Genomic DNA, 14708 nt, shown 5'->3' with positions numbered 1-14708 from the left:
AATGCTCACCGAGGAACAGAGAAAGAAGAAACAGCGGCTGGTCCGGATCGTCATTGCCTTCTGCCTCCTCCTTATTCCCGCACTGGCCTATGTCCAGCGCGGCCTGCTCAGCGGCGATTTTAATCTGCCCATCTCCAGCACCATTCTGATTTTTGCCCTGATCAACATCAACGGCTTGCTGCTCCTGCTCATGCTCTACCTGGTGCTGCGCAACCTGGTGGAACTGGTCTTTGAGCGCAAGCAAAAAATCCTCGGCGCCCGGCTGCGTACCCGGCTGGTCATTTGCTTTGTCTCGCTTTCCCTGATCCCCACAGCCATCCTGTTTATTGTGGCTCTGCGCTTTGTCTCCACCTCCATGGATTACTGGTTTAATGCCCGAGTTGAAGAATCCTTGCAATCCTCACTGAAACTGGCGCAATCGATCCTCCACGATAACGGCAAACAGGCCGAGTATGCCGGCCGGCAATTGGCCTCAATTCTTGAAAGCGGCACCCTGGACCTGACCAATCTGCCCGTCCTCGAGCGTTTTTTTGCCAAGACCTTGGAAATCGACCTGCCCGGTGCACCGGACTCCATTCTTCTGCTCAACAGCGAGCGAAGCCCTGTGGTTTCGATCAGAGGTCCGCGTCTGCAGCCGATTGCGCCGCCATCTCTCCCATCGGAGGCCCTGCGCCTGACCGCCGCCTTTGACCGCACCGAGATAGTCACCCAAAAGACTGCTATTGGCGAGCTGATTCAGGCAATCGTGCCGGTGCAGGTCAACCTGGAGAACCAGCAAACCTGGTTTCTGATCACCACCCTGCTGATCCCATCGGCCCGGTTGGAAACCATGCAATCCATTGCCGAAGGCATCACCGATTACCAGCAACTGATCATGCTCAAGGCCCCGATCAAATTCAGCCTGATCATCATGCTGCTGATCATCACCCTGTTAGTCCTCTTCGGGGCGATTTGGTTTGGTTTCTACGTTGCCCGAGGCCTGACCGGGCCAATCAAAAAACTGGCGGAGGCGACCAAGCGGGTGGCCAACGGCGACATGGATTTCATTGTTGAAAAGGAAGCGGACGATGAGATGGGGATGCTGGTCGACTCCTTCAACTCCATGACCTCGAAGATCCTTGCCTCCAACCGGCAACTGGCTCGGACCCACCAAGCACTGCAGGATAGCAACGAGGTTTCAGAACAGCGCCACCGCTACCTGGAGACCATTCTCGAAAACGTGGCCGCCGGGGTCATTGCCCTGGACGAGGACAACCGGATCACTACCATAAACCGTTTTGCCGAAAAATTGCTAGCCATCCAGCCGGCCGCCTTTTTGGGTAAGAACTTCCATACCGCCCTGCCCAAGCAGCATGCGCTGATTGTCGAAAGTTTCCTCAAGGAACTGCTCACCACTGGCAAATCGACGATCGAACGGCACCTGCGGGTTACCATCCGCAGGGGCGAGACCCTCTCGCTCCAGGTCAACATGACCCGGATGGTGGATGATTGGCAGCATCCTATTGGCTTTGTCATCGTGTTCGACAACCTGACCAACCTAGAGAAGGCGCAGCGGCTGGCCGCCTGGCAGGAGGTCGCCCGCCGTATAGCGCACGAGATCAAAAACCCGCTGACTCCGATCCAACTTTCTGCCCAGCGGCTGCGGAAACGCTACCTCGACACCATCACCGAAAACCGCGACATTTTCGACCAGTGCACCGCCACCATTATCAACCAGGTCGATGAGATTAAAAATCTGGTGAGTGAATTTTCCGATTTCGCCCGCATGCCAAAACTTCACAAGGAACTGAAAAACATCGGCAATCTGGTACACGAGGTTGTTGTTTTATATCAGGAAGCCCACAAACAGCTGACCATTACCTGCCAAATCGACCCCATTCTCCCCGAATTCCTTTTTGATGCCGTCCAGATCAAACGGGTGCTGATCAACCTGCTCGACAATGCCGTCTCTGTCCTCGCCGATGGCGGCGTCATCGTCGTTACCCTCAGTTTCGAGGCAAACGCCGGTCAGGTTCGGCTGGAGGTAGCCGATGATGGCCCAGGCATTGCCGACGAAGTCAAACTACGAATCTTCGAACCGTATTTTTCGACCCGCAAATCCGGGACCGGCCTTGGTTTGGCCATCGCCCAGACCATTGTCAGCGAACATGGCGGTGTTCTTCGCGTTTACGACAATGCCCCCACGGGCGCCGTGTTTGCGGTTGAGCTACCACTGGATACCTGATATGATGCCGAAAAAAGGGGTGCCCCCCGTCCCTGCAAATCGAGCCTGAAATCCCCCTTTGCCCACCGGATAGTTTCCCATGCCCGACACCATTCTCATCATTGACGACGAGGCCGCCATCCGTGAAAGCCTCGCGGGCATCCTGGCCGACGAGGGATTCGCGCCACTGACCGCTGCTTCCGCCGAAGAAGGCCTCCAACTGCTGGATGAAAAAGATGTTCGTCTTATTTTGCTCGACATCTGGATGCCGGGCATGGATGGCCTTGAGGCCCTGAAACTGATCAAGCAACGGTTCGCCCTGCCGGTGATCATGATTTCCGGTCACGGCACCATCGAAACCGCTGTCCAGGCTACCCGCAGCGGCGCCTACGACTTCATCGAAAAACCGCTCTCCTACGATAAAACCATCCTCTCAATCAAAAAAGGACTCCAACTGGCCCACTTGGAACGGGAGAACCAACTACTGCGGGAAAGCGGGCCTACTCCCATCAGCATCACCGGCAACAGCGCCCTGACCGCCAGATTGCGGCAGCAAATCGAACGAGTCGCCCCCACCGACGCCTGGGTCCTTATCCGGGGCGGCCACGGTACTGGCAAAGAACTGGTGGCCCAAACCATTCATCGCCACTCCCTTCGAGGCAAACAACCAATGGTGGCGGTCAATTGCGCCGCCATTCCGGAAGAACTGATTGAATCCGAGCTATTTGGCCATGTCAAGGGGGCTTTTACCGGGGCCACGGAGAATAAAAAGGGCAAATTTGACCAGGCGAACGGCTCCACCCTCTTTTTGGATGAGATCGGTGACATGAGTCTGAAGAGCCAGGCCAAGGTCCTGCGGATCCTCCAGGAACAAACATTCGAACGGGTCGGCGGCTCGCGGACCATCGAAGTTGATGTCCGGGTCCTGGCGGCCACCAACAAAAACCTGGAAGAGGAAATCGAGCGCGGGCTTTTCCGGGCCGACCTGTTCTACCGCCTCAATGTGGTGCCTATCGTGGTGCCCGATCTGGTGGACCGGCGCGAGGACATCCCTCAGCTGGTTGCCGATTTCATCAACCAGTTCAGCCGCAAAGGCATCGAATGGAAACAATTTTCCGCCGAGGCGCTGTCCTTGCTCCAACGCCATACCTGGCCGGGCAATATCCGTGAGCTGCGCAATCTGGTGGAACGGCTGGTGATCATGACGACCGGTGACGAAATCAATGTTGAGGACGTGGCCCTTTTCCTCGGCAACGCTCCACTGCTGCTGCCGCCTACCCAGCCCATCGATCCGATCTACCGGCATCTTGGTTTCAAAGACGCACGCCGCCGCTTCGAAACGGATTATCTCCTCGCCAAATTGGAAGAGAATGACGGCAATATCTCAAAAACAGCTGAACAGATTGGGATGGAGCGCAGTCACCTCCACAAAAAGGTGAAAGCCCTTGGCATTGCAGTAAAGTAAGCGAGCGCTCGCCATACCGCCCGGCACCTGCACACAGAACCCGGCCCACATCTCTCTGGAGCAATGGGGCCAAGCGGTAGTGCTCATCCCCTCAAAACCGAAAGACTCTCCATCCAAACAACCTATATCCGCAACGAGGTACCCCATGGTTTTCCCCGAATATCGCCCCCGCAGAATGCGCCAGACTGAAACCTTCCGCGCCATGATCCGTGAAACGCGGCTGGTGCCGGAACAGATGATTTATCCCCTCTTCGTCCTGCCAGGCAAGGGTCTCCGCCAGGAGGTAAGTTCAATGCCGGGCGTCTTCCGCCTCTCGGTCGATCAACTGGTCAAGGAGGCCCGGGAGTGTCTGGCTGTGGGCATCCAGTCGGTCATCCTCTTCGGACTGCCTGAGAAGAAGGACGGTCTCGGCTCCGGCGCCTACGCCACGAACGGCATCATCCAGCAGGCCATCCGGGAATTAAAGAACAAGGTTCCGGAAATGACCGTGGTCACGGACGTCTGCCTCTGTGAATACACCGATCACGGCCATTGCGGCTGCCTGGCCGGTCACGAGGTCGACAACGACGCCACTCTGGAACTGCTGGCCAAGACGGCGCTCTCCCATGCCCAGGCCGGAGCCGACATGGTGGCCCCCTCGGACATGATGGACGGCCGAGTCAGCGAGATCCGCACCGCGCTCGATGAGAACTCGTTCCACATGGTGCCGATCATGTCCTACGCAGTCAAATACGCCTCGGCCTTTTACGGTCCTTTCCGTGACGCCGCCGAGTGCGCTCCCCAGTTCGGCGACCGCCGCAGCTACCAGATGGACCCGGCCAACAGCAAGGAAGCCCTGCGCGAGGCCACCCTGGACGTGGAGGAGGGCGCGGATATCCTCATGGTCAAACCGGCGCTGGCCTACCTCGACATCATCAGTCGTCTGCACGACGAATTTGACCTGCCGGTGGCCGCCTACCAGGTCAGCGGCGAATACGCCATGATCAAGGCCGCCGCCGAAAAGGGGTGGATCGACGGCGAGCGGGTGATGGCCGAGAGCCTTATTGCCATCCGCCGGGCCGGGGCGGATATCATCCTCACCTACTTTGCCAAGGACATGGCCCGGTTGCTGATCAAGGGGAAATAGGGGAAAAGGGGGGCGCCGGACTACCCGAGCTTCACTACAGGGTCCCTGCGAACATCTATCTAGCTAGACGATTGACGAAGCAGGACATGAGATCCAGAGTCAATTCGGGAAATTCCAGATGGGGGGCGTGGCCGCATTCTTCCAGCAGCAAGGGGGTGGCCGGCCCGGAGGATCCATCGACAATGGCGTCTACCTGGGCCGGGGTGCCGTACTGATCGGCACGGCCCTGAAGCACTAGCAGCGGCACTTCAATGGACGGCAGCAGGTCTTCGATGTTCCAGGTAGCGAACCAGGGACTGGTCCAGGTTTCTGCCCACGCTTTGAACAGCGGCTCAGTTTTGTCGCCGTGATACCGGGCGAGCCCTTTTTTAAGTTTACCTTGGGCAAAGGCCTCCCTGGCTTGGGCAATACCGTCAAGACTGACCTGCTCAACAAAGACATGGGCTGAAACAGTGATGATCCCAAGTAAGAGAGGGCGTTTTGCCGCGCCAAAAATCAGGCTGATGCTGCCCCCGTCGGAATGGCCGACCAGGATGATCCGCTGGCCGGGAATGAGTGCCTCAACCACCTTCGGCAGTTCATCCACGGCTGCTTGGTGAAGATATTGGTTGGTCCGGGGGTGGATGAGCGGTGAGGATTTTCCGTGACCGATCCGGTCATAGACCAAGCCCGGACAGCCGGTCCGCTGGCAGAGGAGAAATGGAAATTCTTTCCACTGAGCAGCGCAACCCAAGCCTTCATGAAGGAAAATCAAACAGGGACGCTCGGCTTCCCCCTCATACCGATCATAAAAAATCTGGTGCTGTGCATTTAATACAAGAAGGCTCATCGGGAAACATTACCTCTGCTTTCGTACTCGCCAGTGATCCCAACACCCATGTGCAATCGCCGCCAAACATCCACCCACGCCATCTGCAATAAGATCAGCGCCGTTGCAATTCCTTCCGGGAACAAAGGATTGATGGAACTCGTCGGTGGCCCCATACAACAGACAGAAGAGTATCACCGAGCAACCGGCGAGGAATGGATGCCGTTGCCGCCATGGCCACGGCAGGGCAAAAAGAAAGGCAAGCCCCAGCACCGCATAGGCCAGACAATGCAGGAACTTGTCGATATTGACAATATCCGGCAGGGAAAGACTGTCGCCGGATTGATGTGACAAATAGAAAATGCCCCCCATGACCAAGGTCACGGGGAGTAGTCGATACCCGTTTTTTCGCCAATCCATTAACGGGCCTAGGCATCGGCGTTGCCGTCGCCTTGCTCCACATGCATTCGTTTGAGCATTTCCTTCGGGTAGCGCTTATGCAACCGCCGGATGGCGGCATGAATCTGCTGGGTAGGCGCCTTTTCGAGCCGGGTTTCGGCCTTGTCGGCATAGGCGGTCAGGAAAAACTGCCGGTCGCGGAGGGCAAAGGTGTGGCTGAAATTGATTTCGATGGTTTCGGGGTTCTCGTCGATAGGCACCTCGAGCCGCTCGCCGCCCTTGGCTATCTGCACCGCATCGGATTCGGTAATCTCCAGGAGCCAAGCATCCCCTTCGTGATCACTGAAAAAGAGAAACACGCCAAGTTCCTGAAAGGCCACTTTCTTCTCGACCGCCTGTGTTTGGGCCTTTTCGATTGCCGCCATCAGTGAGACCTTCATCTGACTGGTCGGGCTGGCCGTTGTCCCTGCCTGCTGGGCAGGCAGACAGCAATGTTTGTATTTTCTCCCCGAGCCGCAGGGACAGGGTTGATTTCTGCCTATTTTTCCCATACCGTCCGTTCCTCTGTCGCTGGTTATGCGGATCACTTGTCCGCCTTTTGCTTTTCAACCGCTTTTCTTACCCTGGATCACTGAAAAAGTTCAAGAAAAAGCGCCCGTTCCTCAAGAAGCCTAAAACGACCCGCCTTATCTCCAACCCGGTTTCGCCCGTCAGGCGAACTGCAGGCCGACGGCATTGTAGCGCGACCAGATGGCCTTAAACGCTTCCTGATTCTCTAAGAGGATATCGACCAGTTTAGGATCAAAATGCCTGCCCCGCTGTTCCTTGAAATGGGAAAAAACCGCCTCCCAAGTCCAGGCCTCGTGGTAGACGCGCCGGTTGGAAAGGGCATCAAAGACATCGGCCACGCCGATAATCCGGCCATGAATGTGGATTTCCTCGCCTTGCAGCCCCTGGGGATAGCCCCTCCCATCCCATCGCTCGTGGTGATGGAGAATAATGCGGGCCGCTGCACGCATGATCGGGCTCGACGAATTAATCAGGAGGTCGTGGCCACGATGAACATGAGTTTTGATGACCAAGTACTCTTCCGGGGTCAAGGGGCCCGGCTTGTTGAGAATGGAATCCGGTATGCCGATCTTCCCGAGATCATGCGGGGTGGAGGCAAGCTTGAGCATCTCCGCCTCCTCGTCTCCCAGACCATACTTCAGGGCCAGGAGACGAGCGTACTCAGCCACCCGGCGGACATGGCTGCCGGTCTCGGCTGAGCGGCACTCCATGGTCTCTGCAATCTGGAAGATAATCTCCTTCTGGGTATCTTCAATCCCCTTATTGAGGAAAAGATTGTCAAAGGCAAGGGAAACATTGGTAAAAAACAACTCCAGAAGATCATGATCATTTTCGTCCAATTCCTTGGCGATCTCAAAGTAGAGAAAGTTTTCCGAGCCGGTCTGACTTTTAAAATACCAGGCACATTTCCCGCCCTCGCAGTAAAAGCCGTGGGGCTGGGATTGGGCCAGTTGCAGGGTGGTATGCATCAGGGCGGTGTCGACTTCGCTGATCGGCAAATCAATATATCGGCAGAATTGACCGGTGGCCGCCAGCACCACCGACTGCCCCTTGATCCCGGAGGCGGTCAGTCCCGAGGCATGACTATAGATGGCGTCCTCCCTTAACTGGAGGATGGAAGTCAGCTGACTGAGAACGCCGCTCCCCAGCTTCTGCAAGGACTGGCGTTCAAAGATGTCCGAAGAGGCGTCGATTATCTTTTTCAGCCCTTTCCGGTTATTTTCGATGGTGGTGATAAAATTGTAGCTGCGCAGGGCCGAGATAACGGTGACCAGCATCTTATCCAGGGTCAGCTCGGTTTTCTCCTTGTAGTCGTTGATGTCGTACTCAAGGATAACCTTGGCGGCCGGCGCCTTGCCGGGTTGACCGGTGCGCAGAACGATCCGCACCGTGCGATTGTGCAACTCTTCCCGAATATACTGCACCAATTTCAGGCCACTGTCATCGGTTTCCATGACCACATCGAGGAGAATCACGGCCATGTCCTGATGTTCGGCCAGGATTTCCTGGGCCTCCCGGCCGCTGTAAGCATGAAAAAACTGAAACCCTCGCCCGAGATAATTCATGCCCTTGATCATGTAGGTGGTGACGCTATGGACATCGGCCTCATCGTCAACGATGAGGATCTTCCACGGCTCACCGCTGGCGGCTAACCCAACATCAGGGTTCCGGGTCGGCGTCCGCTCCTCGTCCTTGAAAAAAATTTCATCGGAATCAGACATAGGCTCCCACATTAAACGGGCATGGTTACATGAAAGGATGTCCCCTGGCCCGGCGCACTCTCGCATGCGATTGAGCCGCCTAAAGTCCGGGTGACTATATTAAAAACAATATGCAATCCCAGGCCGGTGGATCCCTGGCTCCGGGCGGTGGTGAAAAACGGCTCGAAAATCCGGTCGCGGTTTTCCGGTGCCATTCCCCTGCCGTTATCGACATAGCGGATGTCGAGGACGCCGTTGGTTCGGTTCACCTCAATTCGGATTTCACCCACCTGGTCCGGTTCAAAAGCGTGGATGAGGGAGTTGATAATGAAATTGGTCAAAATCTGAGAAAAAGCGCCCGGAAAACTTTCAATCACCAGATCGGGGTCGCAGTGTACCTCAATCCGGTGCTTGGTTTTCTTTAACTTGGGGCGAAGACTGAGCAAAATTTCGTCGATGTAGTTTTTGACATTAAAGATCCGGCGATGTTCCGAGACCTGATCCACCGCCACCATCTTGAAGCTGCGGATCAACTCCGAGGCCCGGCCCAGATTCATGAGAATCATCTCCGTCCCTTCCCGGGAATCGTCGAAAAACTGGGTTAGGTCGGAGCGTTTCATCTCTCCCTGGGTAAACAGCTCAGCCAAGGTCCGATTTTTCTCTGCCAGCGTGGACCCGGCAGACAGAGCCACCCCGACCGGAGTATTGATTTCATGGGCCACTCCGGCCACCAGCTCACCCAAAGCGGCTAGCTTTTCGGAGAGGACCAGTTGTTTTTGCGTTCGCTGCAGGTCCTCCAGGGTATTCAGCAGGTCCTGGTTGGCACCGGCCAGCTGTTCGGTGCGCTGCACCACCCGTTCCTCCAATTCCTCGTTGAGGCGCAGCAACTGATCCTCGACCAGGGATCGTTGTTTTTCCTTGTACTCCAAGCCTTCCGCCATGCTGTCAAAGGCGGCGGCCAACTGCCCCAGTTCCCCTTCGCCGGACTCGATACCGGTCCGGGTACTCAACTCGCCTGCTTTCAACCTGTCGGTCGCCGTAATCAATTGGGTCAAACGACGCATCACAGTGACTTCAGTGACAAACCAAGCCGTCATCAAGGCCAGGATCGTAGCCATTACGAGCAAAACGACGTTGCGGACGATCACAGATCGAGCCTCACTTAAGGCCTGATCCACGGGGATCCCCAGACGAATCATCAGATAGGGAAAGGAGGCTCCCTGAAAATGGAGCCGTTTGAAACTGTACAAACGGTTGACTCCATCCACCCCGGTTTCGAGGAAGGTCCCCTCCTCTTCTCGTCCGGACATGCGCTGCACCATTTGCGGCAGATCGGCAACCCAGGTGTATTTCTCTGTCTCTGGAAACCGCGTTAAGCGCATGCCGTTGGCGTCGGTCAAGGTGAAAACCGACTGCTCCGGCAACCGGGTGTCGTAAAAGAGGCGGCCAAAGTAATTCAAATCAAAGGCGGCCACAAGGATGCCTACCAGTTGGTTGCTGGCGTCGTGGACAGGCTGACCGAACTGGACAACGACCCTCCGTTCGGTTTTCAACAGAGTGTAGTCGCCGACAGTAAACGCTTGTGTGCGTATGGCATTCTGAAAAAAAACGTCCTCTCCAACCTGCACGGCTGGTGTAGCCGGAGTTGCGGCAAGGATACGCCCCTGGGCATCGACCAGCGAAAGGGAAACATAGGCGGCGTTGCGAGCGAGAATATCGGCCAATAAGGCTTGGCAGGCCTCGGCATCAAGGCTCCGCACCTCCGAGGATTTGGCCAGGGTCAACAGCAGCAGGCGGGCATTATCAACCACCCGCTCGTGGTGAGCGGCCATGGCCTGGACCTGACGCAGCGCATAGCTCTCGGCGTCGTGCACCACCCGAGCGCGAAGCTCGCGGCCGGTATAGAGCAAAATCGCCAGTGCCGGCAGCACAGCCAACAGCACCACTACTATCAAACTTTTCCGGATGGAGCCAAAAAGTAAAGATCGCATCACACCCCTGAACATTGGACCAATACGCAAACAAGCGGTGAGCCGCCACCTCCCTCTTGATCAAGAGCCTGACCGCCCAATGATCAAGAGAAAACGAGGCCCTAGAATATCCTTCTTGTTAAAGAAGATACCAAATTTTCGCCCCAACCGCATGGTTTTGCATGGTCGGAGAAGAAAAACAAACGGCAAGAGAAAAACCTTTCGAAGGCGAAGGGGAGATTCAATCGACCGGATGGAGCACCGAGGCTTCCAGTTTGCCCGTGCGGACCGGGACCAGGCAGTATTCGGCAGGCGTCTTGCGGATGGATTGGCTAAGAACGGCGCTCACCCGGTGGGAGTCTTCCACCAGATTGTAAAAGACCGAATCAATACCGATGAACCCATCGAGGAGGTGCGTCAGGGTGTGGAGGACCTTGGTGACATATCCCTGCTCCAGGCCGGGCAGTTGATCAAGGGTGGTGACGCCCTCGTCCTTGAGATGATCGAGCATCCGGCGGGCAAAACTGTCATTGGCGGCCAGGCCGTGCTCAAGTGTCCGCCAAAAAAGCGCCCCCGTACCGTTGAGAACCTCTTCCGTCCGGACAAAAAATTCAGCATAGCTGATCAACTGGTTGCCGGAAAGGTAGCGCTCCACATGCCGACCCGCCAACTCTTCCGAACGGGAACGAACGAGAAAATAATGAGATATAGGATAGTCCATGCGTTGGGTATCTCTTGAGAAAAGGTAAATCCTCGCCACCAGGAGCGAATTTTTACGGGATCACAGTGGCAACGGCCCGAACATGGTTGAGGCAGTTGATGTCCTGGACCCCGGTAAAGCCCATGTCCATATTAACATACCAGCTTTCGTGATGTCCATGCCGGTCACAGCTCCACAACCATTTCACCGGTTGTTTCGGGGACTCCGGAAACACCTCCCGGCTGCCCTCATCCGGCAGGAGACTAAGCAGTTCATTGACCGTGGGCAGGCGCCATTGACGATAACCGTTCAAACCTTGCACGTTCAACTGTTCGACATAGGCCTGCGCCGCAGCAAAGGTCAACGGATACCGATCGCCCCGGCGCTGCCAGACAAGGCCGGTGGCCTGGTCAATCACGGTCTCCTCGCTAATTTCCAGCCGGTTACAGACCGGTGCTCTCGGCCGAAACAACTCATTGACGGCGAAGTGGACCCGGGCGCGGGAGAGGCAGACATTCACCGGTTCGCTGCGCAGTCGCAAGGGTTCACCCTCCTGAGAAGGATGCGGGCAGCCCTTCCCCTTCCCTGGTTGCCCTAACACCAGCCGATTAAAGGCAGTCAGCATCTCCGCAGCGCTCTGGAACCGCTGATCCGGCTGCCAGCGCAGGGCCGTGGCAAAGAACTCGTCCCAGGATTGGTCATAGAGCGGATTAACCAAGGAAAGTGAAAAACTCTGCATGCCGGGCAGTTTACCGGTCAGCATGCGATAGAGCAGCACCGCGGCGGAGTAGAGGTCGGCGCGGCCGTCCACCCCCTTGGGGTTTTTCCGCTGTTCCGGCGACGTGTAGCAGGGTGAGCCGATCTGCATGTTGTCCGGACCGGAAAAGGCAACCCCGCCCACCAGGGCCATGCCGAAATCACAGATTTTAACGGTGTCCTCGTCGGTGACCAGGATGTTCTGCGGCTTGATATCGCGGTGAATGATATTGTTGTGATGGAGGAAATCAAGGGATTCGAGAATCTGACGGCCATAATGGCGCACCTTGGCGGCCCCGATGATACGGGAATCCTCTTCAATGCGAAAGGTCTCGCCGATCATCGCGCCGAGATTGTTGCAGATATACTCCATGACAAAAAAAGGCCGCCCCTGCTCGTCATGGTCAAAATCATGGGCCGTGACCAGGAAGGGCTGATTGAAGGCGGCCATGGTTCGGGCCTCGAAGGTGAAAATCTCCCGGAGCCGGTCGGCACCGAGGATATCCTCCAGCAGCTCGCTCGGATCGAGCAACTTGATCGCCACCACTTTATCAATCACCGGGACGATCCCCTTGTACACCGAACCCATACCACCCTTGCCGAGCCGACGAATGATCTGATACCTGCCGATCTGCTTCATGGGCTCACCAGGAAAGCCGCTTGGCGTTGGTCACGGGAAACCCGCGCTCACCAAGGAGGCGGATAGTCTTCTGGACATCGTAGGCCAAGGCCCGCACCTCGAGGGTTGCTGCTTCCTGGTCCCAAAGCATATATTTTGCATATCGGTTGAGGGCGTCTCGCGGTTGGCCGACACTGCCGGGGAGAAAAAGATACCGTGTGCCTGGATCGAGCCGCCTTTGCTCCACCTGCCATTCGCTGCTGGTGATCGCCGTGTCGTCCTGCTTATAAAAACCAAGATCGTGGGTATGCCCAGCAAAGCAAAACCGTTCCGGGTAGGAGGCGAACAAGCGGCGCAACCGGTTTTCCGTGGGCGCATGCAGATACACCGTCACCGAATGCGGTGGGCACCCATGGACAAACCGGGCATCGCAGCAGAGGTGGAAGGCCGGCAAGGTCTCCAGCCAATCCAAAGAGACAGGGCTCAAGAGAGAGCGGGTGAGGGCCAGTGATTCCCTGGCGGTTGCATTCAAGCGGTTGCAATAGCTGCGGCTGACCAGCCCCAACTCATGGTTACCCATGACCGAAAAGACATGGTGATCGCGCAGAGCTTGCACCACCTCCTCGGGTTGCGGACCGTAACCAATATTGTCGCCCAAGGAAAAAATCCGGTCCGCTCCCATCAGGGCAATATCGGCCAACACCGCTTGCAGGGCCTGATAATTCCCATGGATGTCGGCAACAATCGCCAGCCGCATTGTTCCTCCTTTACGTCTCGGTCAGCCCGCCTTGGAGCAGCACCGGCGAACCGATTCGCAATCCGTTCTCGGGAAAGCGACACCGGAGATAGTTCAGCACGGTCGTGCACTTGACGATGAACAGAAAAAAAAGCGGCGCCCGGACCTCGGACAAGCATTCAAAATTGCCCATCCCCTTGCTGATAATGCAGTCGGCCTCATTAAACCGGCGGCGGAAGTCCTCGCTGCAAGAACTTAAAGGGGTGCCAGGAACATCGGCGCCGTTGCTGATCACCGGACAGAGGCGATCAAGCCCGCAACCGACAGCATCTTCCAGGGTGGCATCGTTAATGATCGGAGAGTGCCTGACCGCCACGGTCACCCGGCACCCCTCGGCGAGGAGGCGTTCGACCAGCAGCTTGTCAAAAACAATTTCACCACAGTTATCAGCCAGATAGAGAATATTGGTTTTTTCGAGGATTCGCTGCCGCAGGACAGGGTAATGGTTGACGACTAGGGGCTGGCGGCAGGAAGCCAAGGCCTCCTCCCGGTCGAGACGGTACTGGGCGCCATCGTCAAGGACATTGGCGTTGATCGCAAATTGCATCGCGGCCAAGAGGGGGTCGCTTTCCTTGCCAATCAGTTTCCTGGTTCGGGCTTCCAACCCGAGGGCATAGGCGTTGCTCTCCTGCTTCTCGGTCCGATACGGGTCCGACACTCCGGTCCGCTGAGCGATCTGCCGATAATAGTGGACCGCGTTTTCCGGTGGTGGAATCCGTGGGTCAAACCCACCAAGCAAGGCACCCACCTCAGCCGTGAGCTGCCAATGCTGTTCCGGGGCATCAGTAGAACGGCGAACCGTGGCTAGGGCCTGACGGAGAAAGCAGACCAGGCAATCATTTCCGGTCTGCATCAGGGCCTCCTGCCGCCGGTCTGCTTGAGCAGGTAGTCCTGACGGACATTGCCCAGAGCGGCGAAGATATTCGCCTTGGCCCCAGGAATTAGCTGGTACATCTGCTCGGCCAACTGATGGATCTCCCGGCGCCTGGTTTTTTCCGACAGCGGACAATTGGAGCGAACTGGCTCCATTCCCAACTCGCGACCCATCGCCTCGATTTCGCTCTTGTCCAGATAGGCAAGCGGGCGAATAAGGGCTAAACGGCCGGAAAAAAGATTCTGGCGGGGCAACATCGTGCTGATGTTGCCGGCGCAAGTGAGATTGAGCAAGAAGGTCTCGATGATATCATCGCGGTGATGCCCAAAAGCGATGGTTGTGCAGCCGCACTCGCGGGCATAGGCAAACAGTTGGGTACGCCGGGACCGGGCACATTGAAAACAAAGATCGTGGCTGGCCGCACCCGGTTGCACCGCCTGCGGATCGGGCCGCCAGAGGGCGGGCAGGATGTGGAAAGGCAAATCCATCGCCTCAACTATCCTGCCAACCAGCGTCGCCGCTGCCCCCGGCCCAGCTGCCCCGGCTGCCATGTCAACATGGACAGCCAACAGCTCATATTCAATGGGGGCCTTTTTTTGCCAATTGGAAAGCAACCAGGCCAACACCAGCGAATCGATTCCTCCGGAAACCGCAACCAGTACCCGGTCGCCATCTGCAAGCATGGCATAGTCATGCATGGCCCGGCCAACCCGACGGTTCAC

The 14708-nt window shown here is 56.8% G+C and carries 13 protein-coding genes; 3 read left to right on the top strand and 10 right to left on the bottom strand.

Annotation, left to right across the window (positions count from 1 at the left end):
• The first annotated feature begins 1 nt into the window (after window position 1).
• The 3 genes from ACHZCX_RS16855 (at window position 2) to hemB (ending at window position 4794) form a co-directional block, all read left to right on the top strand.
• The gene (locus ACHZCX_RS16855; RefSeq protein WP_319588360.1) at window positions 2-2224 is read left to right on the top strand and encodes an ATP-binding protein; all 2223 of its coding nucleotides are present in this window, start codon (window positions 2-4) and stop codon (window positions 2222-2224) included.
• 79 nt (window positions 2225-2303) lie between these two features.
• Complete coding sequence (locus ACHZCX_RS16850; RefSeq protein ID WP_319588359.1) at window positions 2304-3668, top strand: sigma-54 dependent transcriptional regulator; 1365 nt, start codon at window positions 2304-2306, stop codon at window positions 3666-3668.
• A gap of 145 nt (window positions 3669-3813) precedes the next feature.
• A complete protein-coding gene (hemB, locus tag ACHZCX_RS16845; RefSeq protein WP_319588358.1) occupies window positions 3814-4794 on the top strand; it encodes a porphobilinogen synthase in 981 nt (326 codons plus the stop codon).
• 55 nt (window positions 4795-4849) lie between these two features.
• On the opposite strand, the gene ACHZCX_RS16840 is transcribed toward hemB, so the two are convergent.
• From ACHZCX_RS16840 to ACHZCX_RS16795, 10 genes are all read right to left on the bottom strand, one after another.
• On the bottom strand, window positions 4850-5623 hold the full coding sequence (locus ACHZCX_RS16840) for an alpha/beta hydrolase (RefSeq protein WP_319588357.1): 774 nt from the start codon (window positions 5621-5623) through the stop codon (window positions 4850-4852).
• 9 nt (window positions 5624-5632) lie between these two features.
• Window positions 5633-6022: a VanZ family protein gene (locus ACHZCX_RS16835; RefSeq protein WP_319588356.1), complete on the bottom strand. Its 390-nt coding sequence runs from the start codon at window positions 6020-6022 to the stop codon at window positions 5633-5635.
• Between the two features lie 8 nt (window positions 6023-6030).
• Window positions 6031-6552, bottom strand: a complete 522-nt coding sequence (locus ACHZCX_RS16830) for an SEC-C domain-containing protein (protein WP_319588355.1) — start codon at window positions 6550-6552, stop codon at window positions 6031-6033.
• 159 nt (window positions 6553-6711) lie between these two features.
• Complete coding sequence (locus ACHZCX_RS16825) at window positions 6712-8292, bottom strand: DUF3369 domain-containing protein (RefSeq protein WP_319588354.1); 1581 nt, start codon at window positions 8290-8292, stop codon at window positions 6712-6714.
• Window positions 8293-8303: 11 nt separating this feature from the next.
• Window positions 8304-10262 (bottom strand): ATP-binding protein, encoded by a 1959-nt coding sequence (locus ACHZCX_RS16820; protein ID WP_319588353.1) that lies wholly within the window; start codon window positions 10260-10262, stop codon window positions 8304-8306.
• Window positions 10263-10482: 220 nt separating this feature from the next.
• Window positions 10483-10962 (bottom strand): hypothetical protein, encoded by a 480-nt coding sequence (locus ACHZCX_RS16815; RefSeq protein ID WP_319588352.1) that lies wholly within the window; start codon window positions 10960-10962, stop codon window positions 10483-10485.
• A gap of 52 nt (window positions 10963-11014) precedes the next feature.
• Window positions 11015-12337: a protein kinase gene (locus ACHZCX_RS16810; protein ID WP_319588351.1), complete on the bottom strand. Its 1323-nt coding sequence runs from the start codon at window positions 12335-12337 to the stop codon at window positions 11015-11017.
• Window positions 12338-12341: 4 nt separating this feature from the next.
• On the bottom strand, window positions 12342-13073 hold the full coding sequence (locus ACHZCX_RS16805; RefSeq protein ID WP_319588350.1) for a metallophosphoesterase family protein: 732 nt from the start codon (window positions 13071-13073) through the stop codon (window positions 12342-12344).
• Window positions 13074-13083: 10 nt separating this feature from the next.
• Window positions 13084-13965: an ARMT1-like domain-containing protein gene (locus tag ACHZCX_RS16800; protein ID WP_319588349.1), complete on the bottom strand. Its 882-nt coding sequence runs from the start codon at window positions 13963-13965 to the stop codon at window positions 13084-13086.
• Complete coding sequence (locus ACHZCX_RS16795) at window positions 13965-14708, bottom strand: ATP-binding protein (protein ID WP_319588348.1); 744 nt, start codon at window positions 14706-14708, stop codon at window positions 13965-13967. The genes ACHZCX_RS16800 and ACHZCX_RS16795 overlap by 1 nt, the downstream gene beginning before the upstream one ends.

Origin of the sequence: uncultured Desulfobulbus sp., assembly GCF_963662935.2 — a bacterium.
In the GTDB taxonomy this organism is placed as follows: Bacteria; Desulfobacterota; Desulfobulbia; order Desulfobulbales; family Desulfobulbaceae; genus Desulfobulbus.
This window is presented reverse-complemented; position numbering and strand designations above follow the sequence as displayed.